Source organism: Polluticoccus soli (assembly GCF_029269745.1).
GTDB lineage: Bacteria > Bacteroidota > Bacteroidia > Chitinophagales > Chitinophagaceae > Polluticoccus > Polluticoccus soli.
Window position 1 is genome coordinate 1 of sequence record NZ_JARJHT010000001.1, and the last position, 24,330, is coordinate 24,330.

27 protein-coding genes and 1 rRNA gene are annotated in these 24,330 nt (G+C 45.8%); 11 read left to right on the top strand and 17 right to left on the bottom strand.

Features of this window, described 5'->3' with window-relative positions; translation table 11 throughout:
• Positions 1 to 164 (bottom strand): 16S ribosomal RNA (locus tag P2W83_RS00005); the annotation flags it as partial.
• A gap of 734 nt (positions 165 to 898) precedes the next feature.
• Here P2W83_RS00005 and P2W83_RS00010 point away from each other — a divergent pair.
• The 3 genes from P2W83_RS00010 to P2W83_RS00020 all read left to right on the top strand — a co-directional run bounded on the left by P2W83_RS00010 (position 899) and on the right by P2W83_RS00020 (position 5,281).
• On the top strand, positions 899 to 1,300 hold the full coding sequence (locus tag P2W83_RS00010) for a hypothetical protein (protein WP_276131616.1): 402 nt from the start codon (positions 899 to 901) through the stop codon (positions 1,298 to 1,300).
• Positions 1,301 to 1,334: 34 nt separating this feature from the next.
• The gene (locus tag P2W83_RS00015) at positions 1,335 to 2,345 is read left to right on the top strand and encodes a retropepsin-like aspartic protease (protein WP_276131617.1); all 1,011 of its coding nucleotides are present in this window, start codon (positions 1,335 to 1,337) and stop codon (positions 2,343 to 2,345) included.
• A 74-nt stretch (positions 2,346 to 2,419) separates the two neighbouring features.
• Positions 2,420 to 5,281 carry a TonB-dependent receptor gene (locus tag P2W83_RS00020; RefSeq protein WP_276131618.1) on the top strand — a complete coding sequence of 954 codons (2,862 nt, stop codon included), beginning with the start codon at positions 2,420 to 2,422 and terminating at the stop codon, positions 5,279 to 5,281.
• Positions 5,282 to 5,341: 60 nt separating this feature from the next.
• Here the strand turns inward: P2W83_RS00020 and P2W83_RS00025 are convergent, their stop codons facing one another.
• Positions 5,342 to 5,902 (bottom strand): TraR/DksA family transcriptional regulator, encoded by a 561-nt coding sequence (locus P2W83_RS00025; protein WP_276131619.1) that lies wholly within the window; start codon positions 5,900 to 5,902, stop codon positions 5,342 to 5,344.
• A 73-nt stretch (positions 5,903 to 5,975) separates the two neighbouring features.
• Here P2W83_RS00025 and P2W83_RS00030 point away from each other — a divergent pair, with 73 nt between their 5' ends.
• Positions 5,976 to 6,623 carry a hypothetical protein gene (locus P2W83_RS00030; protein WP_276131620.1) on the top strand — a complete coding sequence of 216 codons (648 nt, stop codon included), beginning with the start codon at positions 5,976 to 5,978 and terminating at the stop codon, positions 6,621 to 6,623.
• Here P2W83_RS00030 and ileS read toward each other — a convergent pair.
• Positions 6,620 to 9,994, bottom strand: a complete 3,375-nt coding sequence (gene ileS / locus P2W83_RS00035; protein WP_276131621.1) for an isoleucine--tRNA ligase — start codon at positions 9,992 to 9,994, stop codon at positions 6,620 to 6,622. The two genes, P2W83_RS00030 and ileS, sit on opposite strands and share 4 nt — an antisense overlap.
• Positions 9,995 to 10,422: 428 nt before the next feature.
• Between ileS and P2W83_RS00040 the strand changes: the two genes are divergently transcribed.
• A complete protein-coding gene (locus P2W83_RS00040) occupies positions 10,423 to 10,848 on the top strand; it encodes a S1 family peptidase (protein ID WP_338090245.1) in 426 nt (141 codons plus the stop codon).
• A 99-nt stretch (positions 10,849 to 10,947) separates the two neighbouring features.
• On the opposite strand, the gene P2W83_RS00045 is transcribed toward P2W83_RS00040, so the two are convergent.
• The 4 genes from P2W83_RS00045 to P2W83_RS00060 all read right to left on the bottom strand — a co-directional run bounded on the left by P2W83_RS00045 (position 10,948) and on the right by P2W83_RS00060 (position 13,964).
• On the bottom strand, positions 10,948 to 11,454 hold the full coding sequence (locus P2W83_RS00045; protein ID WP_276131622.1) for a hypothetical protein: 507 nt from the start codon (positions 11,452 to 11,454) through the stop codon (positions 10,948 to 10,950).
• Between the two features lie 186 nt (positions 11,455 to 11,640).
• On the bottom strand, positions 11,641 to 12,285 hold the full coding sequence (locus tag P2W83_RS00050; protein ID WP_276131623.1) for an HNH endonuclease domain-containing protein: 645 nt from the start codon (positions 12,283 to 12,285) through the stop codon (positions 11,641 to 11,643).
• Positions 12,263 to 13,486: an AAA family ATPase gene (locus P2W83_RS00055; RefSeq protein WP_276131624.1), complete on the bottom strand. Its 1,224-nt coding sequence runs from the start codon at positions 13,484 to 13,486 to the stop codon at positions 12,263 to 12,265. The genes P2W83_RS00050 and P2W83_RS00055 overlap by 23 nt, the downstream gene beginning before the upstream one ends.
• A 25-nt stretch (positions 13,487 to 13,511) precedes the next feature.
• A complete protein-coding gene (locus P2W83_RS00060) occupies positions 13,512 to 13,964 on the bottom strand; it encodes an OB-fold protein (protein ID WP_276131625.1) in 453 nt (150 codons plus the stop codon).
• 140 nt (positions 13,965 to 14,104) lie between these two features.
• Here P2W83_RS00060 and P2W83_RS00065 point away from each other — a divergent pair, with 140 nt between their 5' ends.
• Entirely contained in the window at positions 14,105 to 14,662 is a 558-nt protein-coding gene (locus P2W83_RS00065; protein WP_276131626.1) for a dihydrofolate reductase family protein, read from the top strand.
• A 17-nt stretch (positions 14,663 to 14,679) separates the two neighbouring features.
• Here P2W83_RS00065 and P2W83_RS00070 read toward each other — a convergent pair whose 3' ends face one another.
• Entirely contained in the window at positions 14,680 to 15,003 is a 324-nt protein-coding gene (locus tag P2W83_RS00070; RefSeq protein WP_276131627.1) for a hypothetical protein, read from the bottom strand.
• 249 nt (positions 15,004 to 15,252) lie between these two features.
• On the opposite strand from P2W83_RS00070, the gene P2W83_RS00075 reads away from it, so the two are divergent.
• On the top strand, positions 15,253 to 15,939 hold the full coding sequence (locus P2W83_RS00075; RefSeq protein ID WP_276131628.1) for a terminase small subunit: 687 nt from the start codon (positions 15,253 to 15,255) through the stop codon (positions 15,937 to 15,939).
• A gap of 69 nt (positions 15,940 to 16,008) precedes the next feature.
• Here P2W83_RS00075 and P2W83_RS00080 read toward each other — a convergent pair whose 3' ends face one another.
• The 4 genes from P2W83_RS00080 to P2W83_RS00095 all read right to left on the bottom strand — a co-directional run bounded on the left by P2W83_RS00080 (position 16,009) and on the right by P2W83_RS00095 (position 17,940).
• The gene (locus P2W83_RS00080) at positions 16,009 to 16,452 is read right to left on the bottom strand and encodes a DUF1801 domain-containing protein (protein WP_276131629.1); all 444 of its coding nucleotides are present in this window, start codon (positions 16,450 to 16,452) and stop codon (positions 16,009 to 16,011) included.
• Positions 16,453 to 16,502: 50 nt separating this feature from the next.
• Positions 16,503 to 16,844: an ADP-ribosylation/crystallin J1 gene (locus P2W83_RS00085; RefSeq protein ID WP_276131630.1), complete on the bottom strand. Its 342-nt coding sequence runs from the start codon at positions 16,842 to 16,844 to the stop codon at positions 16,503 to 16,505.
• 67 nt (positions 16,845 to 16,911) lie between these two features.
• Positions 16,912 to 17,445 (bottom strand): hypothetical protein, encoded by a 534-nt coding sequence (locus tag P2W83_RS00090; RefSeq protein WP_276131631.1) that lies wholly within the window; start codon positions 17,443 to 17,445, stop codon positions 16,912 to 16,914.
• Positions 17,446 to 17,469: 24 nt separating this feature from the next.
• Entirely contained in the window at positions 17,470 to 17,940 is a 471-nt protein-coding gene (locus P2W83_RS00095) for a cupin domain-containing protein (protein ID WP_276131632.1), read from the bottom strand.
• Between the two features lie 177 nt (positions 17,941 to 18,117).
• On the opposite strand from P2W83_RS00095, the gene P2W83_RS00100 reads away from it, so the two are divergent.
• Positions 18,118 to 18,681: an HdeD family acid-resistance protein gene (locus P2W83_RS00100; protein WP_276131633.1), complete on the top strand. Its 564-nt coding sequence runs from the start codon at positions 18,118 to 18,120 to the stop codon at positions 18,679 to 18,681.
• Positions 18,682 to 18,768: 87 nt separating this feature from the next.
• Here the strand turns inward: P2W83_RS00100 and P2W83_RS00105 are convergent, their stop codons facing one another.
• Positions 18,769 to 19,377 carry a hypothetical protein gene (locus P2W83_RS00105; RefSeq protein ID WP_276131634.1) on the bottom strand — a complete coding sequence of 203 codons (609 nt, stop codon included), beginning with the start codon at positions 19,375 to 19,377 and terminating at the stop codon, positions 18,769 to 18,771.
• Positions 19,378 to 19,631: 254 nt separating this feature from the next.
• Here P2W83_RS00105 and P2W83_RS00110 point away from each other — a divergent pair, with 254 nt between their 5' ends.
• Positions 19,632 to 20,030: a VOC family protein gene (locus P2W83_RS00110; RefSeq protein ID WP_276131635.1), complete on the top strand. Its 399-nt coding sequence runs from the start codon at positions 19,632 to 19,634 to the stop codon at positions 20,028 to 20,030.
• A 17-nt stretch (positions 20,031 to 20,047) separates the two neighbouring features.
• Here the strand turns inward: P2W83_RS00110 and P2W83_RS00115 are convergent, their stop codons facing one another.
• Positions 20,048 to 20,515, bottom strand: coding sequence for an OsmC family protein (locus tag P2W83_RS00115; RefSeq protein ID WP_276131636.1), 468 nt, complete (start codon positions 20,513 to 20,515; stop codon positions 20,048 to 20,050).
• Positions 20,512 to 20,712 carry a YgaP family membrane protein gene (locus tag P2W83_RS00120; RefSeq protein WP_276131637.1) on the bottom strand — a complete coding sequence of 67 codons (201 nt, stop codon included), beginning with the start codon at positions 20,710 to 20,712 and terminating at the stop codon, positions 20,512 to 20,514. Before P2W83_RS00120 ends, P2W83_RS00115 begins: the two co-directional genes overlap by 4 nt.
• Before the next feature lie 493 nt (positions 20,713 to 21,205).
• On the opposite strand from P2W83_RS00120, the gene P2W83_RS00125 reads away from it, so the two are divergent.
• A complete protein-coding gene (locus tag P2W83_RS00125; protein ID WP_276131638.1) occupies positions 21,206 to 22,516 on the top strand; it encodes a hypothetical protein in 1,311 nt (436 codons plus the stop codon).
• Between the two features lie 92 nt (positions 22,517 to 22,608).
• Positions 22,609 to 22,902, top strand: a complete 294-nt coding sequence (locus P2W83_RS00130; RefSeq protein WP_276131639.1) for an NIPSNAP family protein — start codon at positions 22,609 to 22,611, stop codon at positions 22,900 to 22,902.
• Positions 22,903 to 23,018: 116 nt separating this feature from the next.
• Here the strand turns inward: P2W83_RS00130 and P2W83_RS00135 are convergent, their stop codons facing one another.
• Positions 23,019 to 23,312: a hypothetical protein gene (locus P2W83_RS00135; RefSeq protein ID WP_276131640.1), complete on the bottom strand. Its 294-nt coding sequence runs from the start codon at positions 23,310 to 23,312 to the stop codon at positions 23,019 to 23,021.
• Between the two features lie 65 nt (positions 23,313 to 23,377).
• Complete coding sequence (locus P2W83_RS00140) at positions 23,378 to 24,325, bottom strand: class I SAM-dependent methyltransferase (RefSeq protein ID WP_276131641.1); 948 nt, start codon at positions 24,323 to 24,325, stop codon at positions 23,378 to 23,380.
• Positions 24,326 to 24,330: the final 5 nt, after the last annotated feature.

A 24,330-nucleotide genomic window follows, 5' to 3' on the forward strand; every position in this document is an offset into this window, starting at 1 on the left:
CCGAATTTCTTCGGGCTATGCCCCAGATAAAGGTAGATTGCGTACGTGTTCCGCACCCGTTTGCCGGTCGCCACCAGGTATTGCTACCCGTGCTGCCCCTCGACTTGCATGTGTTAAGCCTGCCGCTAGCGTTCATCCTGAGCCAGGATCAAACTCTCCATTGTAAAGATTGTTTGTTCACTGACTAATTTTGTACTCTAACGTTCATTAAAAATTTGCGTTATTTGGAAATTAGACGTGTAACTTAATTTGTTACGCTTAATTGGCCTACTACTTAAAGTAGGTCTTACCTGTAATGAGAACTTCATCTCATTTGCTGTTGCTTCCCAATCTTTCAAAGATCTTGTCAACACTACTGTTGACTCTTGTTATACCATAAGGAGTTGAACCTCATCCCGGCCTTAAACCGTGTATCTTTTTTGTTACTTTTTAAAGAACTTTTTGTTTCCCTTTTTCGTTGGGGTTGCAAAGGTAGAAAACCTTTTTGAAACCGCAAAATCTTTTTTCAGATTTTTTTCTTCAGAACCTTCATTCCGAACCGTTTCACTTCACCGTCAATCGCTTTAAGAACTATCCCTTTTTCGTTGGGGTTGCAAAGGTAGAAAACCTTTTTGAAACTCCAAAAAATCTTTTCAGATTTTTTTTTCAGAACCTTCATCCTGATCGTTTCACTTCACCGTCAATCGCTTTAAGAACTACCCCCTTTTCCGTTGGGGTTGCAAAGATAGGCAGCTTTTCTTTTCTACCAAATCTGTTTTGAATATTTCTATTCGCCATCCGAGTTGCAACCATCACTTAAAGAGCTTTCCGCCGTAGCGGGCGGCAAAGATAGAACGTGTGTTTCGTTTCTGCAACACCTTTCTTAAAAAACTTTAAAAAGCCGTAGCTTTATTAGTCTATGGGGAACAAGCTCATCAATTCTATACTTATTGTTGCTTCATGCTCAGCAATACTATTAAGCTGTAAAGACCTGGGTTCCAATGACGCCCAGGTACGGCAGATGGAAGACTCTGTATTTAAACGCTACCCTACAGTGAACGGTGTAAGCATAGAGGTAAAAGAACACCAGGATGTTATCGTGACACTACGCGATAAAGAACTGTATAGTTCCCCACAGGCCGAGCAGCAGCGCATTACCAATGAAATAGCACAGCTCACTATACAGCTGTTTGAAAAGAACAATTACCTCGACGAAGGCACTGTGATCTTCGCTGAGAACGAGAATGGTATTGAAGCACAACCGGATAAAGAAAAGAAATATGACATGCAGCTGGAAAAACTGTTGTCTGTTGGCAAGTAATTTGTGTTACTATTAACGACTAACAGTTCTTATCATGAAAGCGAATTTTATACGCTCTTTCATGTTTTTTTCCATCGCACTCTGCTGTCATGCATTTGTGCTGAATGCGCAAAAAACCGCTACCAAGAGAGTGAGCCCTCCGGCGCTGGCTACAGTGCCTTTTCAGTATGCCCAGTCCCTAATATTTGTAAAAGCCAAGATCAACGGCAGCCGCACCATGTACCTCTTCCTGATAAATACGGGCGCAAACACTACAGTCATTGACACGCGTACGGCAGATATGCTAAAACTACCCGTGATACGTGAAGAAGATACCGTAGAGGGTACCGCAGGTACAGAAAACGTGAGGCTTCATACGATCAAATCCATTGATATCGATAAAGCGTCAGTGAAAAACATGGAGATCACCAGCCGCGACCTGAGCAATTTTGTCACGCTCAACGGCCAGAAAATAGATGGGATCCTGGGAACCGACTTTTTAAAGAACTTCTCTGTTACTATTGACTTCTACCAAAAGACAATGGCCTTTACCAATATGCGGGCCCCTGTTGGACGGCAGAAAACAATGCCGTTCAAAATAGTGGATGGTATTCCCCGCTTCAGCGTACGGCTTAACGATACTTTTGACACCTATCTTACTTACAACAGTGCTGTAAGTATGGAGCCCAGCCGAAACAACTACATCAATGTATCGTACAGCCAATGGCAGGAACTCAAGCGACTGACACCTTATATGAACCACTCCAATTTTGTAGCCGGCAAGGGCGTTGGCGGTAGCGTGTACATGCAGGTAGTAAAGATCAGCGGCCTTCGTGTATGCGAGCTCGACCTGAACAGCCCATATATGGTAGTACAGACCAAGGAGGGTTACTTCAAAAGAGATGATGCAGTTGGCTTCTTTGGCAACAACATTCTTGAGAAACAACGAAAGGTTACTATAGACTTTCTTGGCGAGCGTATCGTGCTGCAAAGCATGTTCAACCCGGCTTCGCGATCTAAAAAACCGGTTAAGCGCAGACCCATTCCCTACTTCACTTCCTACTAAGGGCATATTTTTTGTTTGCTGCACAGTTAAACTTTTGACTTTGCAGCATATCTAACCCTTAGAATGGAACCAGAATGGGAAATAGGCTCTTATTGACAGGACTCCTGTTGTTTGCTTCAGGATATTCATTTGCACAAGTAAGCATCAATGGTAAAATAATAGAAGCGGCAGATACAGCAGGCCTGATCGGCGTAAACGTATTCGTAGCGCCGGTTAGCGACACCTCGCAGAAGAACGGTACTGTAACTGACGCGGATGGCAATTTTTACATAGACAATATAACTCCCGGCCAATACCGGCTTCACGCATCTTATATTGGATTCACGCCACACGTTCGCACCATTACTATCAACGATCAAAACATTAACCTCGGCACCATTGCGCTGCAGCCTGCCGCTTCTACCCTGCAAACAGTGGTAGTGCAAGGACAGGCGGTGCAGGCAACGCAAATAGGTGATACCACGCAGTTTAATGCCAGCTCTTTCAAAACCCACCCCGATGCCAACGCCGAAGACCTGGTCACCAAAATGCCGGGCGTAACGCGCGATGAAGGCACACTTAAGGTAAATGGCGAGGAGGTATCAGAAATACTGGTCGACGGTAAACCATTTTTTGGCGATGATCCCAATGCAGCAGTGAAGAATCTACCAGCAGAGATAATTGATAAAGTGCAGGTATTTGATAAGCTAAGTGACCAGGACCAGTTTACCGGCTTTAACCAGGGTGAGACACGTAAGACCATCAACATTATTACCAAGCCGGGCAAGAACGCAGGCAAATTCGGTAAAGTATATGCCGGATATGGCACAGACGATCGCTATAACGTAGGTGGCAATATCAATTTCTTTAAAGGCGCACGACGTATTACAGTCCTCGGTCTTTCGAATAACATCAACCAACAAAACTTCAGCTCCGATGACCTGCTCGGTGTAACTGCAAACCTCCGCAGCCAGAACCGCGGCGGTGGCGGACCACGAGGTGGCGGCCCGGGTGGGTCTGAGGGACGTGGTGGCAGCGGTGGCTTCAGGGGTGGTAATCGCGGTGGTGACGGCAGCAACTTCCTGGTGACACAGCAGGGAGGTATTGTGACCACCAGCGCCATCGGACTGAACTACAGCGACGAGTGGGGCAAAAAGATCAAAGTATCGAGTAGTTATTTCTTCAATCATACCAACACCGATAACACGAGCACTATTACACGTCAGTACGTTAATACCGACGATAGCAACCTGGTATACGACGAAAACAGCTTTACTAATGCCCGCAATATTAACCATCGGCTAAACGGACGACTCGAATACACCATCGACTCAGCGAATTCGCTGATCATTACACCACGCATCAGTTTCCAGGATGCTGAGTATGGTAGAATACTAAATGGCAACAATACGCAGGACGGTCTGTTCTTTGGCCGCACCGTAAACAGTGATACGTCTGACAACAGCGGCTATAATTTTTCTAACAACATACTATACCGCCACAGGTTTGCCAAGAAGGGACGTACCATTTCATTCAACTTCGGCACCCAACTCAACGACAAACTAGGCGACGGCCAGTTATTCTCGCTTAACGAATTTGCAGACGGCGACACTAGCTTGCTCGATCAACAATATCACCAAACATCCGGAGGATACACGCTTTCCGGCAATCTGAATTATACAGAGCCACTATCAAAGAAAAGCCAGCTGATGGTCAACTACGCGCCGTCATACACAAATAATGATGCAGATAAAGAGTCGTTCAACCTCAACCCAGCCGACGGACAATACAATGTACTCAACCCTACCCTTTCCAATAAATTCGACAATACTTATTTGACACAACGTGGAGGCTTAAGCTATCGCTACAACGACACTAACTATAATTTTAACGTAGGTGTAGATGGACAGATCGCCAACCTGGAGGGCCACCAGACCTACCCTACCATGTTTGATATCGATCGCTCATTCAGGAACATTCTGCCTAATGCCATGTTCAACTATCGCTTTAGCAGAAATAAAAATCTGCGCATCATGTACCGCTCGGGCACAAACGCTCCCAGCATCACCCAATTGCAAAACGTTGTTGACATATCTAATCCACTATTGCTAAAAACCGGTAATCCCAGCCTGGTGCAGGATTACGACCACAACCTCATTGCACGTTATAGCGCTACTAACACACGTACTTCGCGCAGCTTCTTTGTATTTGGTAATGCCCAATTCACACAAGATTATATAGGCAATGCCACCTTCATTCCTACCAAAGACACCGTGATCAATAGTGGCTTTTTGGTGAACCGTGGTACGCAGATCAATATGCCGGTGAACCTCGATGGTTATATGAACGCGCGCATCTTCGCTACCTACGCATTTCCTGTAAAAGCTATTAAAAGCAACCTGAGCCTGAATGGCGGCGTTGGCTATAGCCATACACCGGCTATCATTAATAATGAACGAAACTTTTCGAATAACTATACCACGAGCGCCGGCTTTACGCTAGGCAGCAACATCAACGAGAACCTGGATTTTACACTTAGCTACCGTGGCAATTACAACATAGTAAAGAATACCCTGCAAACCGATCTCGATAATACTTACTACTACCACACGGCAGGCCTGCGACTGAATTATGTATTCCTGGAGCGTTTTGTGTTCAATACAGATGCAACCCATAACCTTTACACAGGCTTAACCCAGGATTTCAACCAAAGCTTCCTGCTATGGAATGCAGCATTGGGCTATAAGTTTCTTAAAGATCGCTCGCTGGACCTGAGGCTCAGCGTATACGACATCCTGAACCAGAACAGGGCTATCAGCCGCACGGTCACCGAGACTTATATTGAGGATAGCTTTACCAATGTACTACAGCGTTACTTTATGCTGACGCTTACCTACACGCTACGAAATTTTGCCAGTGGTAAAACATCCAACCCCGAGCTCAATCAACCGAGATAAAATAAAGAAAGCCGTTACGATCGTAACGGCTTTTCAATTTATTTGCACTTAATAGTTGTACTACTTGGTCATTGTCTTCTTTGCTTCGATGCTCAGTGTAGCATGAGGCACAGCACGCAGACGCGCTTTGTCGATCAGTTTACCTGTTACACGGCAGATACCGTAAGTTTTGTTCTCGATACGTACCATCGCTTTTTCCAGGTGGTTGATGAACTGGATCTGGCGGCTTGCCAGCTGGGCCAGTTGTTCGCGTTCCATGGCACCGCTGCCATCTTCCATGCTGGCATAACGGTTCTCGGTGTCTTCAGTGCCCGCTTCGTCTTTGCGGGTGATCAACCCTTGCAGGTAAGCAAGTTCCTTACGGGCGCTTTCCAGCCTGCCGGTGATGAGTTCTTTGAATTCAGCCAGTTCTTCATCGCTATAGCGATACACTGGGCCTTGAAGTTGTTGTGGTTCGTCCAAAATGCTGCGTGTATATTCAGGTTGATAATTGATCATTGTCTTGCCCGCCTTGTCTGCTTCCTTCGCCTTGTTCTCAAGACGGCGGTGCGCCACCACTACGTTTGGTTTCTTATCTATCGCGCGTATTGGAGTAGCTTGTTTAGACGGAGCACTCTGCACAGAAGCGCTGGCCGATGATGGCCTGCTGGGCAGTGCGCTCTTTGCAAATGTAGTTACTGTTTTGGTAGGAGTCTTGGGAGTAGGTGCTCCTTTCTTGCTCGATTTTGCAACTACAGGCGCCGGGCTTGGTGCTGGCTTCTTTACTTCAGGTTTCTTTACTTCAACTGGTTTCGGAGCCGGTTTAGCAGGAGCTGCAGCTACTTTTTTAGCCGGAGCTGGTGCCGGTTTTGCTGGCGCTGCTTTTTTTGCCGGAGCCGGTGCTGGTTTTGCCGCTGTTACTTTCTTAGCCGGAGCTGCCGCTACTTTCTTTACTGGGGTTGCTGCTTTTTTTGCCGGTGCTGATTTCGCCGTCGTCTTGCTATTCGTCGTCTTTTTCAATGTCTTCGAAATTTTTGGATCTGTTTTTTTGGCTGTTGCCTTCTTAACTATTGGTTTCTTTGCAACAACCGCCTTCTTTGCTGCCGCTTTTTTAGCAGGAGCCGCTTTCTTCACAAGTGTCTTTCTACCAGACGCCTGGTGCTGGGCGGTAGCCTTTTTTGCGGTAACAGCTTTTTTGGCAGGAGCTGCTTTCTTTTTTACTGCCGCCTTTTTTGACGGAACAGCCTTCACGGATTTACTAGCCACTTTCTTTTTAGCCGGCGCAGCTTTTCTAGCGCCTGATGCAGAAGCCTTTGCGTTTTTAGCTTGTTTGACCGGTTTCTTTTTAGTGGCCATAACTTAAGAGTTTTTAGATATTAACACTTTAAGAGTTGCTTCGTTTACCTCAATTTCGGTACCAGATTGTATATCAGGCACTAATTGAATGTTGTCTGCCAAAATTTCCGTACAAATATAATCACTGAAATTAATAATTGCAGACTTTAATGGCTCGTACTCTTCTATCGTAACCACAATTCTATCAGTCAGTTCCAACCCAGATTCCTTCCTTATCTTCTGGATCCGGTTCACCAACTCGCGGGCATTGCCCTCGTCTTGCAGCTCGGGAGTAACGGTTATATCGAGGGCCACGGTCAGGTTATCCTTATTGGCTACCGACCAGCCCGGTATGTCTTCGGCTATGATGTCAACATCTTCTACGCCTATGGCTACCGGTTCGCCCTCTACTATCAGTTCAAACGTTTTTTGCTTCTCTAAAGTGGTAATGTCCTGCTGTCCCATCTGCCCGATGGCGGCGGCCACAGCCTTCATTTTTGTACCCATACGGGCGCCCAACTGCTTAAAGTTAGGCTTTAATTTCTTCTTGATAAAGCCCTCTGTGTCAACAAGATACTCAATTAACTTGACGTTAACCTCGTTCTTGACCAATTCCTCTACTTTCTTTATCTGCTCCTGCATATGACTGCTCATTACAGGCACCAGTATCTTCTGCAGCGGCTGGCGTACTTTCAGGTTCACCTTCTTACGGATAGATAGAACTAAAGAAGATATGTCCTGCGCCAGTTGCATGCGCTCTTCCAGGTCGGTGTCTATTACGCTGTCGTCTATCACCGGGTAATCGGCAAGGTGTACAGATTCTGCCTCATGACGTTTGGTGATGCCATTCAGGTTCTGGTACAGCCAGTCGGCGAAGAAAGGCGCGATCGGCGCCATCAGCAGCGATAATGTTTCCAGGCATTCGTACAGGGTTTGGTAGGCGCTTATTTTATCTGCCTCGTATTCTCCTTTCCAGAAGCGGCGGCGGCAAAGGCGCACATACCAGTTACTCAGGTGTTCGTCAAGGAAGTATTCCATAGCGCGTCCGGCCTGTGTAGGCTCGTAGTCGTCCATGTATTTGGTTACATCGCGCACCAGCGAGTGGAGCGATGAGATGATCCACTGGTCTATCTCAGGACGTTGGTGTACAGGTATGTATTTCTCTTTGAACGTGAAGCCATCAACATTGGCATACAGTGCAAAGAACTGATACGTATTGTAAAGGGTACCGAAGTACTTACGTTGTACTTCCCTGATACCTTCAATATCAAACTTCAGGCTATCCCACGGCGATGCATTGGTAATGAGGTACCAACGGGTAGCATCGGCGCTGTATTTCTCTATGGTCTCGAACGGATCCACCACGTTGCCGAGGCGTTTGCTCATCTTGTTGCCGTTCTTATCCAGCACCAAACCGTTAGAAACCACTGTTTTATAAGCCACGTTGTCGAACAGCATAACACCCAGTGCGTGCAGGGTGTAGAACCAACCGCGGGTCTGGTCAACACCCTCGGCTATAAAATCTGCCGGGAAGTTGTGTTTCAGCTCCCTTTTAGGGTGCTTGCTGAACGGGTAATGCAGCTGCGCATAAGGCATAGCGCCTGAATCGAACCATACGTCCACCAGGTCTGGCTCACGGTACATGGGCTTGCCGTCTTTCGACACCAGCACTATCTGGTCTACATAAGGTTTATGCAGGTCGAGGGTTTTATCGTCGATGAATTGGTTGAGGTCCAGCTTCTTATCTGCCTTCTTCACTTCTTCCTTCAGCTCCTCGATGCTGCCGATGCACTTGGTTTCCTTGCCATCTTCTGTTATCCAGATAGGCAGCGGAGTACCCCAGTAGCGACTGCGGCTCAGGTTCCAGTCCACCATGTTTTCCAGCCAGTTACCAAAGCGGCCTTCACCTGTTGCTTTAGGTTTCCAGTTGATGGTCTTGTTCAGCTCCACCATCCTGTCCTTTACGGCTGTGGTCTTGATGAACCATGCGTCCAGCGGATAGTAGATAACGGGCTTATCCGTACGCCAGCAGTGCGGGTACGTGTGTTCGTATTTTTCCACCTTAAAGGCCTGGCCGCCGACCTTCAGCTTTACAGCTATGTCTACGTCCACGTCCTTATAGTCACTGTCGTCTTTATAGTTCTTTACATACCGCCCGCTGAACTCGCCGGTAAAGTCGTGAAACTTACCTTCTTTATCCACCATGGTCAGTATGCCTATGTTGTTCTTCTTGCCTACGCGATAGTCATCTGCACCAAAAGCAGGGGCCGTGTGTACGATACCCGTACCGTCTTCGGTGGTTACGAAGTCGCCGGTGATCACCCTCCACGGATCGCCGCCTGCTATTTCGCGGGTGTTACCGTCAAACGGCAGCAGCTGGTCGTAGCGTACGCCTTCCAGTTGCGAGCCTTTGAACTCCATCACTACCCTCCACGGAAGCACTTTGCTCTCCGCGTCGTAGGTGAACATTTCGTGGTTCTCTCCTTCGGGCTTGAAGTATTTGCCTACCAGCGCTTTTGCTAGTATCACGTTGATAGGCTGGTGGGTATATTGGTTAAAGGTCTTAATTAATACGTAGTCGATATTCGGACCAACAGTCAGACCGCAGTTGCTGGGCAGCGTCCATGGCGTGGTTGTCCAGGCAAGGAAGTGCACGTCCATGATGTGCTTGCCATCCGGTGTAGCCGAGGCTTCAGCAGCTTTGTTGAATATCTCGCGGGCAAAAGCGCTCTGCAGGTGATGGTCTATATCCATCATCTTGAACATGGCCACCACGGTGGTGTCTTTCACGTTCTTATACGTGCCCGGCTGGTTCAGCTCGTGACTGCTAAGACCGGTACCCGCTGCGGGTGAATACGGCTGTATGCTGACGCTTTTGTAGAGGTACTTTTTGTCGTACAGCTGCTTCAGCGCCCACCACAAGGTTTCAATATATTCGTTGTCGAAGGTTACGTACGGGTGTTCCATATCCACCCAGTAGCCCATCTTTTCAGTAATGTCCTGCCACTTATCCTTGTAGCGCATCACCACCTCGCGGCACTTCTTATTATAATCTTCTACCGTGATCTTGGTACCGATGTCTTCTTTGGTGATACCCAGCTCCTTCTCTACCCCAAGCTCTACAGGCAGGCCGTGCGTATCCCAGCCGGCCTTGCGGCGCACCTGGTAGCCCTGCATGGTCTTGTAGCGGCACACTAAGTCTTTGAGGGTGCGGGAGATAACGTGGTGAATACCGGGCATACCGTTGGCGCTGGGCGGACCTTCGTAAAACACGAAGTCGTCGGCGCCATCGCGGTTATCGACGCTTTTTTTGAAAGTATCGTGCTTCTTCCAGTTTTGCAGGGTTTCCTGCTCTATGGAAGGCATATTCAGCTGTTTGTATTCTTTGTACTTAGCCATTGGTCAGTCTCGGGGGGCAAAAGGTAAAAGATAAGCCCTTCACTTCCAAATTCTTCCGCACATTCTTATCCCAACCTATCAAAATTTAGGTGCGCAAAGGTAGGAATTATTTGAAATATGGAGTGTTAAAGCCGGAGGAGGATCAATGATACAGTATTGCCAATAGCGTTTAATTTGCAATATGAAATTTCGAGATAAATTTTTCATGGCGGCTTCAATATGTTATGGAATCGCCATCTTGAACGTTGCAAAAGTGCATGGTCAAAAAATCTCTTTGGACGAAAAATCTATAGGGATGGTGCGAGTCGACGACTCAATTACGGCAGGAACTGGCTTTGTAGCTCTAAAAACCACATATGTATTTACATGCTTGCATGTACTTAGAGGCTCCGACAACATAAGTTTTCAGCCAAATTCATAATAAGGTAATTCAACTTAAACCAAAATATTCTTTCCCTGATGCTGATATCGTAGTCTTAGAAGCAGTCGAAGAAATATGCCGAGTTCCCTTGCCGATGGGAAACGCGTTAGACTACAAACTTGGCGATAGCTTCTTTTATATTGGCTTGGACATAAGGGCGAGTATCGATAAAACTGGTGCTTTACAAGCAAACCATGGCAAGATTCTTTCAATAGGAAATTCTTTGATTAATAACAGCGAAATTCCATTTATTGAGTTTAACGGTGTGGGTATTCCTGGCTATTCTGGAGGACCAATCTTAAACACATCCGGAGTAGTAATCGGTATAATGAGGGAAGTATGGTGTTATGATCCAGAAAATCTAAAATATACTCAAACCAACTATCGAAATCGTGGACATGCATTGTACACCATCAGAGGACTGATTCAATAAGCTTTTGTCATTGCTGAGCCTCATGAATAGGAACTCGCCGACGTCAAGGTGATGCTGCCAAGTCCTATAAGGGACATATTAAACAGAGAGACAATTAAGCTAATGGGTTGTTCTTGATTGATAACTCCCATTCCATGCTTTAAAATTGATTTTAGACCTGTCGTTCACCAATATTAATTGTTTTTGATGGTTAGTAACGCCCTGTTGGTCTTTGTACTTATGTGGCGTTGCCGAGTTCAACAAGTTATGCGATACAATGCCAGTCGTGTCTTTTGTTGCACTTATAGCCATATTACTATATTGTAACTGGTCATTTTTAAATGTGTCCGTGCTTGTTAGGGGTGACCACCAGATGTAGTACTGCACACCGTTGTAGATTATGAAGCTGGTATCAGCTACCGTTTTTGTATATACAGTGTCATATTTACCTGTGAATTGCCCCATTGTGTCGGTAAGCATTCCGTAAAGAGTATCACCGCTATACCAGTTAGGTATATACTTCGAGGTTGGAGTGTTAACTGGCGGATTGGTAGGTGTTGTAGGATTTGTTTTCTTACTGCAAGAAACAAGACAACATAGCAATAGAATCAATATGGTATTTCTCATAGGAGTAAATATAATAAATAGCCGTTAACCTTCTTAATTCCCCGACGAATCTCTTGCAAAGGACCCGCCGGCATCAAAGTAAAGGCGCCGGGTTCCTATTCAGGAGACCCGGCGATGAAAGAAAAATATGGAGCATTAAGGTACGGGGAGGGATTCGCATCTATAAATTGGTGAATGATAACGGAGTTACCCGTGGCCCTTAAACAACTGTTCAATTTCCGATATAATTTCCCGATCCATCAACTGAGAATATTTTAGCTCTTGCACATCCAAGCCTTGTGCAGAATCAAACGAATCCCTTTCCAACAAGTCAAGTTTAAAGTACTCCTTAGTGTATATTCCTTTGAGACTGTTGCTTAACACGACATATTTAATAAGCCTGCTTTCACCATATCTATAAATTTCAACATTTATGTGATGAGCGTAAACATCAAAATTTGGATGAAGGAATTGATAGTTGGATGAGTCGTCATGTTGTTCTTTCGCCAAAGTAACGTCAAATAGAAAAGACGTATCCTCTTTCTTAATCTCCATATTGCAACGCTTACATGAAATGCTCAAATTAAACGGAGAAAACATAAAATGATTAAACACCGACTTAGGTAATATATGCTCAATGTCCAACACCATATTAAATTCGTCAGTTGTATCTCGTCTACAATAGCAACATTGCTCATTTAATGCTTGTCGAAAAAATGCTTTAATTTTCTTTTTGACTGGCTCAATTACTTCATTTTCCCAAATTTTTCCCCCATTGTTAATCGCTTCTTTGATTAGTATTAAATCGCTTTCGTCAAGCTTTAAGCCGCTAGTTGAGGGGTGTTGATTCATTGTTATTATTTGGTTTGTTAATAATCTTTTGAGCTATTTCCCTAACACCATATATCAAATTAGTTTGAGATGGCTGATAAATATCGTTCTCAATCTTGGCTAACTTTTGAGTAATTGTATCAAGTGTTTCTTCACCTTCGGCCAATCGATTTAACAAATCGATTAAATGTTTTGAAAGAAATCTGTTTTGAGGAGTGATTACATCAAAATATCCATAGAAGGCCTCTTCAATATTAATGGGATCGCTATCCTTCTTAAAAAACTGAAAATTTTTCGATTTAAAAACTTGTGTTGAGGGATTGAACACCTCAGCTCCAGTAACCACAACCGCCGAATGCGTTGCTATAACAATTTTGGGCTGGTAATAGCTGAATAGACTAAGTAATACTTTCACATAATCTTTCTGCCATCGAGGGTGCAAACTATTCTCTGGCTCATCAACTAGAATGGCAGAATTTTCATCGATAAGGGTAGCAATATAAATCAGCGAAGAAATAAAACTCAACTCACCGGAACTGGCGTCATATAAAGGGATTTCGCTGTTCTCTCTCCTCAGATAAAGATCAATTGAATTCACCAATTTTAGCCGCTTCAACAGGCGCTCCCACTTTAGAAGTTGAATAAACGTGACCTTGTCTACTTCATGAAATGAAAAATCGTTAAATGACAACCAAATTATCTTCTCCTGTTGAAAACTTTGAAGTTTATACAGAAGAGCTTTCAACTCTTCAATGCCTTCATTGGGTATAAGCTCGAGAAATTCTTCATCGCTATCAGACGTCTGCATTTTCGTGTTTCTTTCAATTAAAGCAAACTCTAGTTGATCGACTGACACTGAAATATTCTTGACTCCTATGAGTGGTTCGTAGCCCACAAATCGCAATGCTTCAGCAGCATTTTTTAATCTCGTAAAATCTTCGGGAGATATATTTATCAACGCGTTTTTTACGGATGTTCTAACACGCTTTCGTCCTCCTCTATCTCTTAACAAATACAAACCATTCCCGGCTCTTGGAAACTTGTCATATACAGAGTTTGCAATCGCAATTACCTTTTTATGATTTCGAATATATCGGCTTGCTAGTTGTGACAGGAGTTGGCTTTTACCACTACCATTCTCACCAATAAGTATATTTACATCGCCTTCCTTAGAAGAGGAATTGATTAGTTCCAACGGAACATCATTGAAAAAGTAGTACATAGTGATACAATAAAATATACGGCAATTAATTAGCTAAAACACAATCATCAACTAGTACGTTCATCATAAGTCCTTTGCACACACCTTTAACTGCAATTTGCTGTCCTTTTGATAAAGACGCAACTTGTTGAGGGTCTGCAAACGTGCATTGCACTGCACGCAGTTCGTCAGAAGTCGCATGTATCGTTATGTATGCATCATCCATTATGTCCTTGCCAATATCAGCAATTGTACCCGCGACTATCATTTTTTTGCCCTTATACTGATTATCAGCGGCAACCTCATTTTTTATATAGGCATTTACAATTTCTGTTGCATCTACCCGCATAGCATTTTCTACGGGAGCGGACGAAGCTGATTCGCTCGCCGTCGATTTAGTTTCGTCATCGCCGCCAAACATGCCGATGGCAACAACTACAATCAATACAATTCCTGTTACTTTTAGCCATTTCGGCATTCCTTGTTTTGCTTGTTCCATAAGAGGGTACGTTTTAGTAACAATAAATATATAAACATTATTACAAATAATGCAACCCTGCCATCCTGGGTTTGCAACTCAGGACTTGATATTATAAATTCGGTTATCAAAATCCCCTCCTCAAAGTCAAACCTACCAAAATGAGAAAACTAATATTCGCCATCAACACCACCCTGGACGGCTGCGTGGATCACACAAAGGGCATCGGTAATGAAGAGATACACGAATACTTTGCGCACATGCTGGGCGAGGTGGATACACTCGTGTATGGTCGTAAAACCTATGAACTGATGGTCCCGTTCTGGCCCGATATGGCAAAAACCCATTCCGGGTCAACACAGTCCATGAATGATTTCGCCCATGCATTCGACGCCGTCGAAAACATCGTTGTCTTTTCGCGCACGCTGGATAAGGTAGAACACCCGAAAACCAGGATTGTCAGCACAGGCCTGAAGGAGGAAATACTGAAGCTGAAACAGGAAGAAGGCAAAGACATATTGCTTGGCGGTGTAGATGTTCCGTCACAGCTCCTGGAGCTTGGGCTGATAGATGAATTCCGTTTTGTGGTGCAGCCTTTGATAGTGGGAGAAGGCAGAAGGCTGTTTGACACGGTTAGCCCGGCGGAGAAATTGCAGTTAAACTTGATCAAATCAAAAGTGTTTGAGTCCGGGTATGTCGCACTTCACTATGCGAAATAGCTAAAGATAGCCAGCGCCTATTTGCCCACTTCCTTTACCTGGCTTTGATATTTGATCACAAATTCTTCTGCCGCTTTCATGTTTTCCGGATAGGTCACCAACCCTTCATTCGGTCTTCCAGTCCATGCTTCATACACATGCTGATACGGAAAACCATTATTGATCAAAAACTCTACCACTTGCCATTTCTTCAAGTCGTCTCTAGCTGGCGGGCGGAAACGATGAGCCACTAATACCGTTTCGTTACCGCACTCCGGGCAAGTCATATTGATCTCTTTGCTTTCGTTACCATATATACTGAAAGCCTTCCTACACAACAAGCAAACCTTTTTATGGCCCATAAGACGAAGATAAACATTCCTGCCGCAGCAAATACAATCAAAATAACGTATATCCCTTCCCCGCCGGGCCTCCTGCATAGGCACCCGGCGGCATCAAGGCCATTCGGCGGAATGCGACCCAACGAAGGTTGTTGTTATATTTTTTTAATTTTACATTATCAATTATAAATAGTATCTTTGCTATTATTATAAACCGCCTGTTTTCTCAGTCTGCACGAAGGCTGGGATATAGGAATTAAAACTATCGTCATGAACATGAATCAACACGCTTTTGTGTGCGCGCTGCTGCGGCATGGCAACAAGAGCGAGGCCTACAAAACGGCCTACCAACCCAAAAATGAAAATCCCCGCTCCATCGAATCGGCCGCCAACAGGCTGATGCAAAACCCTGAAGTGTCGGCAGCCATCGCAGAAGCGCAGGAACGGATGCTGGAAAAGGCGCGGCAGGTGCTGAAAGAAAAGTACGTAGCTGAATTGCTGACGGTGCAGCGCAAGCGTGAGCTGCTGGCGCAGATAGCCGAAGGTAAATGGATGGAACAACCGCCCCCGGATCATATAGAAGGCCAGCGTGTGCCCGTAATGGTGCCCACCCTTAAAGAAAGACTAAAGGCGATAGATATGGATAACCGTATGGACGGCAGCTACCGTGTGGCCACGAAAAGCCAGACTACAGAACCTGGAGGGCAGCCGTCGGCGCAAAATGAAATGCAAGACACTCAGCCTGCCGGTAAAACAGGCAAAACGCAACAAAACACAACAAAGCAGCCCCTAAAGCTGCCCACAGCTATTTATGTACCGGTAACAAACAATAAAATTGAGAAGCCGGCTATAGAACCACGGGCAGTACCTCCGGCCCCTTATCTGAACACACCGAAATTTTTTGCAGAAAACAACAAAGTGCAACAACCCGGCTGGCTGCGAACCGTGAGACTATAGGAAAAGAAAAAAGTAGTTGCCGTCGTAACTAGTTTAGAGATCAAGGTGTCCGCCCGGCGTAGTCTTCAACTACGCGGTACCGGCTTTTTCACTCGTCACCTCCACCCCATACCGTATTGCCGCCTCCAGTACATCAGGGTTTATATCTGCCAGCTTTTTGAACTTGATGCAGTACCCGGTCACGCTGGCCTTGCCCAGGTCTTTGCCAAACGTTTGGGCCAGGTAGGTCTTATCCTTAATACCCATGATATGAACAGATATCCCGGCGGTGTTTCCGCTCAACCCAATTTGAAAGAACTCCCTGGTGTCTCCCTTAGCATATTTTATGGTGTACGAGCCATAGCCTATGGTAGGGTTGCTAACGACTTTACCTTCGTCGTTCGTACCATCGAAGAACCATATTTTACAACCCGGCAACGCCTTAAGTATGCGCTGGTGCAGCGCTTGCATATCGCTGCGTTTGGCTTCAGGCTGGCTGGCAATGTATTCCTTGATCTGGTCTTGTACGTTCATAGAAATATCAAGTTACGTAGTTATGCTGCCTTTTCAAATTCGGACAGGCTCTATCTAAACTCCTTAGTCACCTCTATAACCCCGATAATATGATCATTGAATTCGTCAAGTTCTTCTGCCGGTACCCAAAGCTCGTCGTGCAATTGCCCGCCTACGTTTTGCACCGCAAACTTTTCCAGGTAAGCCGAATCGACCTCGAACTTTGTAACATACCCAACCCCATAGGCAGGCACATTCCAGTCTCGCGTTATCTGCACTGCATACTCCTCGTTAGTGACAGGATAAAAGATAGGTTGGTCAGGCAGCCGTGGCGGAAAACGCTTCCAGCCGCTTTCGGCTATAAGGTCTAGTTCTTTTTGGCTCACCGGGCGGTATAGTGTAGTTGTCTGCATCAGGGCATAAAAATATAACCATGTTCTGAGTTTGCAACTAATCACATCCGGTCAACAACCTCCTTAGCTACCGCCTTGAACGCATCAAGAGAGGTATTAGCGTGAGTTTATTCACCTTCATGCGTATCGCTTTATTGCCCTTACGAGCCATGATGAAGTAAAAGTTTTGCCCATCGGTATGGAACCAGGCTTCATCGCCAATGCCTGTAACGGTTTGGGCACCGTTCTTTTCATTGGCGGTTTTGTAATACGCCAGTAAACGATGCGCTGTGGACGCATCGTTGTACTGCTCGTACATAAAATATATGTTGCCAGTCTTTCCGCTCTTTTTATCGGCGGCAATGGCAGTATAGGTGTTTTGGAAAATAAGCGTGTCTGCCACGACACTGGTTGCACTGTCGGACAAACGCGCGGGTTCGCCCAATATTCTTTCAGCATCAGCCAGGCTGAAGAGCGTGTAAAAACCTACATCCGCTGTACCCTCCCGCAGACTAGCTGCGGGAGTTTCCACAGTATCGGCTACCTGTTGCGTATTATCGCCCGTTGATCCACAACCCCATAGGCTGGCGGCGATAATGACACAACAGCAGAGCTTTTTCATGATCAGCTTTAGCAAGCCTGGGCACTAACGTTGTACCTTTTTCCGCGGATCATCATTCGGGTCAACGTAGTTGATCTCGAACGGTCCCATGGCATTCACTTGCACAATGGTTTCTTCATCTGCACCCGCGTAGTGGGTCATTTTTGCGGGCAACAGCATAAAGCTGCCCGGGCGCTGAGGCGAGAGACCATTCTTTTGGTATTTGTCACCCATTCCCATTTGGAATTTGCCGGAAATAACGGTTACCAGTTCATCGGTAGGATGCCAGTGTGCCGGGATAACGTAGCCAGCCGGAAACTTGAGGCGAACCGTGAACAGACCCGCTGCTGCCGGGTCGCCACTGAGCACTGCAACCTTAGCGCCTGCAGGCAGGCCCGGAGGTCCATCCATCCACTGTAATTTATCGGGCGATACTATAACATGGTTGTGTTGCGCATTGGCTGCCGGGAACGAACAGATGAGCGTGCCTGCGAGCAGCAGTGTAGTTAACTTCATGGTGATAGTTTTTTGAATTAAGGTTTGCACAAATACAATGCCGTCCCCTCTCAAAGCTCGTCAACAGAAAAACCAAGACGATACATAGTCAGCACGTTAAATATTTCATGGCAAACTTCTACACAGGCGCCAACCAGCAATGGTCTAACTTACAGCTTCTCACCAAAACACTAGATCATGAAACAGCCGGTAAGGGAAGCCATCAGTCATTGGTACCTCCCGCTTATCACAGGTATTCTTTTCATTATTGCAGGCGTGTGGGCGTTGAGAACTCCGGCAGCGTCTTATGCTACACTGGCCATTTTGTTTGCCTGCATGTTTTTACTTTCCGGTATCATGGCCATCATGTATGCCCTGTCCAACCGCAAGGTGCTGCCAGGTTGGGGCTGGACACTGGCTGTGGGTATTGTAGATATGCTCGTTGGCTTGCTAATGCTATCCACTCCCGCCATTTCGATGTTGGCTTTGCCGCTATATGTAGGATTTGGCATACTATTCCGGGCTATCATGGCAATAGGTACTGCCTTCGAATTGCGTAAACAACATGACTCGCAGTGGGGCTGGTTGGCGTTCATTGGATTCCTGGGCGCTATGTTTGCGTTCATGCTCATTCGCAATCCAGTATTCGCCGGTCTCACTATAGCAACCTATACGGCAATTGCTTTGATAATATTGGGAATTGCACAAATAACCGCGTCAATGCGACTGCGCAAACTGAATAATCTGTTTCACGATGCGTGAAAGCAGCCGATCAAAATTTTCTTCTCCGGCGGGTCTCTTGCAAAGGACCCGCCGGCATCATTTATTCTAACAGTTATTGTTAAGCCGCTACGCGATCGCAGGGGGATTAACGCTACCACCTTTCAGCACCTTTATCACCATCGCACCTGTACCCCATTTTTTAAGGGCTTTACTACGTGCTATCTCCATCGCTGTAACCGCATCCTTCTTCAGCAGATCAACTATCTCTTTATAGTGACCTAACCTCAACGTTGCCACAGTGGCGTCGAGCCCGATCTTACGGTTCGGGTAGTTCCTTACGCCATGCGAATTATACTTGGTATCCGCGGTTCCCGGAATGTGTTTCGACGTATTGAACGGATTGTTCTTCGCCTTGCCACCTTCACCTTGCCTCCAGGCCATTAGAAACTTGAGTTTCTCTTTGGTCTCTTTCACACCCAGTTCTTTAAGAACGGCTTTGTAAAAGCCCAGGTCAGTGCTGATGTCTATTTCAGGCTCGGCTTCATGTTCGCTATCCGTGCTATCACGGCTTATACTCTTTGGTTTGTGATATTTCTTATTAACCTTTGCCACGTAGGCTATTTCAGCCGCAGCAGATTTTTGCTGTTGTATCGTGGCTTTAAAACCTGTAAGTCCTGCGAGGGCTATGCCTAAACTCATCATGACCTTCTTCACTATAGCCTTTCTCTTTTTCATAAGAATCACCAATGGTCAGGGCAAAGGCACTAATTTTGGGCCATAGTGCCTAATATTCAGCAGCTTTAACAGTATTAAACCCTGCCGTTTCCAACCTTAACAGATAGAGATGGCGTCTCTAAAAATTCCGTGAAAAAACTCCCCCGACGTAGCGTAACCTGCATCCAACCAGCAGTAAAACTTAACTACTCAGCACTTCAAACTGATGTGCTACATTAGCATGAGATTAAAAGATCACTCAAAAATCCAGCAGTATGAAAGCAAGAAAAATATGGGCAAATTTTAGTGTAAAAGATACAGAACGCACCAGGCAATTCTATACACAACTGGGGTTTACTCCCAATGGCCCCAACACCTACCCTAAGCTCGCCAGTTTTCTGTTTGGCGATGATAGGTTTGTGATCCATTTTTTTGAACAGGGCTCACAGATCGATGAATATTTAACACCCGGTTCACGAAACACAAGCGAGATCATATTCACACTTTCGGCAGAAACAGAAGCGGAAGTAAAGGAATGGGCAGAAAAAGTTAAGAACGCCGGAGGTACCATTTTCAACGAACCAGGGAGAGATAAAACCAATCATTACGGTTTCGCCTTTGCCGATCCAGACGGTCATAAATTCAATGTGCTATTGATTGAAGCAGGAATGTAACCCTTGCCAAAATTGTACTAACCTTCGACTGACTGAGGTTGTCTGAGCGGCATATTGTTAAAGATCTCTCTCCCATTATACACCACCTGCCAGGTAACAGGAATGATCTTCTTCAGCATGTGACTTATCCCACAGATCCGCTCCTGCGATTGCATAACAGCATCAAGCGCTGCAGTCTCATCGGCCTCACTGCCCCTCATTTCGTAAACAACATGTGCAGCCACGTATTCAATAGGAGGCTGCTTGCTGATCTCGCCACTTACTTTTAGACTAAGGTCCTGCAATTGTCTGCCTTGTTTTCTCAACAGGGTTACCACATCCATACCCGTACAACCCGAAAGGGCCGACAACACAAATGGTTTGGGAATAGGACCTGCATCTTCGCCACCCGCCCGCTCTGGCGCATCCATTACTATAGTGTGCCCGTTAACCAATGCATTAAACTGCATTTTACCCATCCATTGGGTTTCTATTTCATGCTTCATTTTTTACGTGTTGAAATGCGGAATGGAAAATATAAAGGGCAAAAGCCAACAAAGGCGGTGATCACAAAAACTATTGCAAAAGCGATAAGTATGATGGCAGCAATTCCGCTGACAGCACCTGTAAAGTATAGAACTACTATCGCCAATGCTGCCGCCACCCTCATAATAGCATCGGTAAAGCCCAGATTCTTTTTCATTGCATTCCTTTTAGGTTTACATAATATGATTCAAACACGGATGCAATTAAGGACGAACAGGGGTAACGATCACTGACCTTTGTCATTTTTTCAGATGCCCTTTGTCATTAAGGGCGCAATCAGAAAGTCAGGAATATTGCATTCGATGCAATGTGATTTTAAATAATTTATTGTATATTTGCACTAATACCATTTGAACCAAAAGCAGGCAAGCTGTGAATGATTTTGTCTGCTCAAAAAGGCACACAATTGTCCACAAAGCCATTAAGATGCCGTGGCAACAAAAGTGACCATGTCCATGTCAGGCAAATCCACAGCAAACAATTAACCAGCAATAGATTATAGAACCCTAACGAAAATACCATGACAGAAAAACGACAACAATCGACAACAAAATTGATGATGCCCATAACAACCTCAGCCGAAAGCTGACTTTGATTTTGCTGTAACTTTAGGCAGGCAAACTTTTGCGTCCACCTAAACTCATCATACCATGAAACAGTTGCTCCGATTAATTTCGAGCTGCCTGCTTTTCTGCCTTGCCACATCTTCTCTGCAGGCCCAGGAAAACGACACCCTGCTGACCTCGCACCAGCTCGACTCGATGCATAGCTATAATGTTGACTACTGGGGAGCTATTACTCCCGGCCGCGGCTTCCAGGTGGTAAAGACGGAATACGGCACGCTGAACATAAGCGGCTATATGCTGTTTCGCTACCTGAATCAGCTGCCGGCCACGCAAACCTACTACGACCACCTGGGCAACCAAAAGGAAACAGACGGCAGGAATGACATCATCTGGCACCGCGTGCAGGCGTTCATGACGGGGTGGATCTATGTGCCTAAACTCAATTACAACATCACCTTCTGGACAGTGAACGCTACCAACCAGGTGGCTATTGCAGGTAATATGAGCTACCGCTTTCACAAGTACTTCAACCTGAGTGCGGGTATCAACTCACTGGGTGGCACACGTTCGTTACAGGGCTCACACCCCTACTGGCTGGGGTCGGACCGGGTGATGGCCGATGAATACTTCAGGACGGGGTTCACCAGCGCCATTTGGGCCACCGGCGAACCGATCAACACGCTGCACTATTTCGTAACCATTGGGCAAAACCTTAGCGAGCTGGGCATAGCGGCCGGTAAATTCAATCGTAAGCTGGGTTACGGTGCCAGTTTGTACTGGCTGCCTACTACCGATGAATTCGGTCCAAGAGGAGCATATGGCGACTGGGAATATCATAAGAAGCTGGCAACCCGCTTCGGTTCTTCTTTTGCACACCACCGGGAAGACAGGTATAATGACCTAAGCCAAAATTCACCAGACAACACTTCCATCCGCATCTCCGACGGCAACTTGCTCTTTCTCTCGGGCGCACTTGCTCCTGATGTCACCATACAGGAGGCAAACTATACGCTCTGGTCGATGGACGCAGGATTGAAATACAAAGGTCTATTTCTGCAGGCCGAGTATTACAGGAGAACACTCGACAAATTCAATGCTGACGGTCCATTACCTCAGCATTCTATATTCGACGATGGCTTCATGATCCAGTTAGCAGGGTTCCCAATCAAGAAAAGACTGGAAGTGTACTGCGCCACATCACAAATATTCGGTTCGTTCAAAAACTCTAATGAATACCTCTTAGGCCTTAATGTCTATCCATTCAAAACCCGCAATGTGCGTTTGAACTGCCAGGTGATCTTTGTAGAAGCATCGCCGGTAAGCAGCGTATTCGGTTATTACACAGGGGGCCAAAGTGGAACGACCCTATCTGCCTTCGCATCGATCTTATTCTGATGCAGGCGGGTCTTGATATTATCTTTTCCGGCAGAGCTGATTATTCTAAATATTCTTCGGAGCTTTAATACCTCACTCTAAAAACACCATTTATGATCATCGTACACGACATCTTTATCTGCAAGCCAGGCCAGGCTTCTAAGGTGGCCAAAATGTTTAAAGAAGCTATGGAGGGTAATAAAGAACTGGTGAACATCATGACGGATATGACTGGCCAGTACAACCGTGTTATTATGGTAAGCCAGTATGAAAACCTTACCGCCTATGAGCAAAGTTTCGAAAAATACATGCAGCACAGCGAGGAGATGAAAAAGATGCAGGAAAAAATGCAGGGCTATCACGACATGTACCTGACAGGCTCAAGGGAAATATACAGGGTCTGGTAGGGCAATAACGCACAAACAACAAAAGCCGCTTTCGGGCGGCTTTTGTATTACATAAAAGTCATTGCCGGATCCTGTTCAAGAGATCCGCACAGTAATGAGATCGTATACCAGGGTTATTATTTCACCTTCTTCACCAACTGGTTTTCATTTATATACCGCTTTCCGCCTTTTTTGTTCACCCAGTAGTACTTGCCATGACCGTTAACGTACACGTCTTCGCCATTGGGAGCTACTTTGTCTTTTAGCTTCTGGTCCTTGACCCGCGATGTGGCTTTCGAAGCGGCCTCAGCCGTATTATTGCCCACCGCTTTAGCACCCTTCTTCACTTTTTGCTTCACCTCCTGCGCAGGCGCGTAGTAGCTCAGGCTTAAAAACAAGGCTACTGCCGGTAGCCAGATGATCTTCTTCATAAGATGTGATAATTATACTGACAGGAGCAAAAAAGCTATGCCAGTAAGGCGCTAAGCGCCTATCGTCACACCGCCTTCAGCATCCATGTAGCCTGTATCTTGGGGGGAGGCTCTTTGCTATTGCGCCATTCTTCGGGAAGGACTTTTAGCACCTGAGGCAGCACACTCAGCTTTTCATTGTCAGGCACAGCCTCCTTCACCACTTCAAAACCTTGCGCGTTGAAGAACTCAGCTGCAGCTTCATAGCCGTCAAACTTATTCTCCTCTACGTTGTGTTGCTCCATAAAAGCCGCTTCACTTTTACTTTGGGGTAGTTCTGCGCGCATCTCTGTAGAACGTTTAACATAGATGTCGGCGGTTATCCAGCAGCCACCTCGTTGCTTCAATACGTTATGGATGGTTTGACACAAGCGCACTTTCTCCTCCATGTTCAGGTACATCAACAGCCCTTCGTTCACTATATTGACCGGTCCGTCAAACCGTGAGACAACGGCATTGAATGCATCCTCATCCAAAGCATTCAGCGGCTGCAGCTCCAGCTTGCCTTGTAGCATTTCCTTATTCAACCCAAGATGGTCGATCATTTGCTGCTTATCTGCTATTACTTCGGGCAGGTCGGTGTCGATATAGTGTATCGTTTGGTCTTTGGCGCATAGGTCCAGTCCACGCAACGAATAACCCGACGATAATTCGAGAATATTCTTTATATCCGTTTGCTGCAACAACTGGTCGATACTCCAGTAGCGGCTTTCAAAATGCATCACGCGTATCCAGAACCAAAAGTCTTTCTCATCAAAGTTCAGATCAAAAATCTCGGGGCCCTGCATCAAGGCTGCTGTCTGCTGTGCATAAGGTATGTTCGTATAACCTTTCATCAGCAAAAGCGATTTTGCCGATGGACTGATGCTGCTATAATCTTTTGGGTCTTGCATATTGAATTCGAATCCTGCACCAAATTTATCTAATAATCCCTTGTCAACCCGTCCTCTTATCAACCGGTGTTTGCAACTCATGTTTT

What these genes read in the sequence shown, in the direction of transcription:
- P2W83_RS00020 (WP_276131618.1), top strand. Translation starts at nt 2,420, where the DNA reads ATGGGAAATAGGCTCTTATTGACAGGACTCCTGTTGTTTGCTTCAGGA.
- P2W83_RS00070 (WP_276131627.1), bottom strand. Translation starts at nt 15,003, where the DNA reads ATGGGCCATAAAAAGGTTTGCTTGTTGTGTAGGAAGGCTTTCAGTATA.
- P2W83_RS00050 (WP_276131623.1), bottom strand. Translation starts at nt 12,285, where the DNA reads ATGAATCAACACCCCTCAACTAGCGGCTTAAAGCTTGACGAAAGCGAT.
- P2W83_RS00120 (WP_276131637.1), bottom strand. Translation starts at nt 20,712, where the DNA reads ATGAAAAAGAATCTGGGCTTTACCGATGCTATTATGAGGGTGGCGGCA.
- P2W83_RS00125 (WP_276131638.1), top strand. Translation starts at nt 21,206, where the DNA reads ATGAAACAGTTGCTCCGATTAATTTCGAGCTGCCTGCTTTTCTGCCTT.
- P2W83_RS00135 (WP_276131640.1), bottom strand. Translation starts at nt 23,312, where the DNA reads ATGAAGAAGATCATCTGGCTACCGGCAGTAGCCTTGTTTTTAAGCCTG.
- P2W83_RS00140 (WP_276131641.1), bottom strand. Translation starts at nt 24,325, where the DNA reads ATGAGTTGCAAACACCGGTTGATAAGAGGACGGGTTGACAAGGGATTA.
- P2W83_RS00105 (WP_276131634.1), bottom strand. Translation starts at nt 19,377, where the DNA reads ATGAAAAAGAGAAAGGCTATAGTGAAGAAGGTCATGATGAGTTTAGGC.
- P2W83_RS00060 (WP_276131625.1), bottom strand. Translation starts at nt 13,964, where the DNA reads ATGGAACAAGCAAAACAAGGAATGCCGAAATGGCTAAAAGTAACAGGA.
- P2W83_RS00080 (WP_276131629.1), bottom strand. Translation starts at nt 16,452, where the DNA reads ATGAACGTACAAGACCAGATCAAGGAATACATTGCCAGCCAGCCTGAA.
- P2W83_RS00090 (WP_276131631.1), bottom strand. Translation starts at nt 17,445, where the DNA reads ATGAAAAAGCTCTGCTGTTGTGTCATTATCGCCGCCAGCCTATGGGGT.
- P2W83_RS00075 (WP_276131628.1), top strand. Translation starts at nt 15,253, where the DNA reads ATGAACATGAATCAACACGCTTTTGTGTGCGCGCTGCTGCGGCATGGC.
- P2W83_RS00115 (WP_276131636.1), bottom strand. Translation starts at nt 20,515, where the DNA reads ATGAAGCATGAAATAGAAACCCAATGGATGGGTAAAATGCAGTTTAAT.
- ileS (WP_276131621.1), bottom strand. Translation starts at nt 9,994, where the DNA reads ATGGCTAAGTACAAAGAATACAAACAGCTGAATATGCCTTCCATAGAG.
- P2W83_RS00010 (WP_276131616.1), top strand. Translation starts at nt 899, where the DNA reads ATGGGGAACAAGCTCATCAATTCTATACTTATTGTTGCTTCATGCTCA.
- P2W83_RS00095 (WP_276131632.1), bottom strand. Translation starts at nt 17,940, where the DNA reads ATGAAGTTAACTACACTGCTGCTCGCAGGCACGCTCATCTGTTCGTTC.
- P2W83_RS00110 (WP_276131635.1), top strand. Translation starts at nt 19,632, where the DNA reads ATGAAAGCAAGAAAAATATGGGCAAATTTTAGTGTAAAAGATACAGAA.
- P2W83_RS00065 (WP_276131626.1), top strand. Translation starts at nt 14,105, where the DNA reads ATGAGAAAACTAATATTCGCCATCAACACCACCCTGGACGGCTGCGTG.
- P2W83_RS00045 (WP_276131622.1), bottom strand. Translation starts at nt 11,454, where the DNA reads ATGAGAAATACCATATTGATTCTATTGCTATGTTGTCTTGTTTCTTGC.
- P2W83_RS00015 (WP_276131617.1), top strand. Translation starts at nt 1,335, where the DNA reads ATGAAAGCGAATTTTATACGCTCTTTCATGTTTTTTTCCATCGCACTC.
- P2W83_RS00055 (WP_276131624.1), bottom strand. Translation starts at nt 13,486, where the DNA reads ATGTACTACTTTTTCAATGATGTTCCGTTGGAACTAATCAATTCCTCT.
- P2W83_RS00100 (WP_276131633.1), top strand. Translation starts at nt 18,118, where the DNA reads ATGAAACAGCCGGTAAGGGAAGCCATCAGTCATTGGTACCTCCCGCTT.
- P2W83_RS00085 (WP_276131630.1), bottom strand. Translation starts at nt 16,844, where the DNA reads ATGCAGACAACTACACTATACCGCCCGGTGAGCCAAAAAGAACTAGAC.
- P2W83_RS00130 (WP_276131639.1), top strand. Translation starts at nt 22,609, where the DNA reads ATGATCATCGTACACGACATCTTTATCTGCAAGCCAGGCCAGGCTTCT.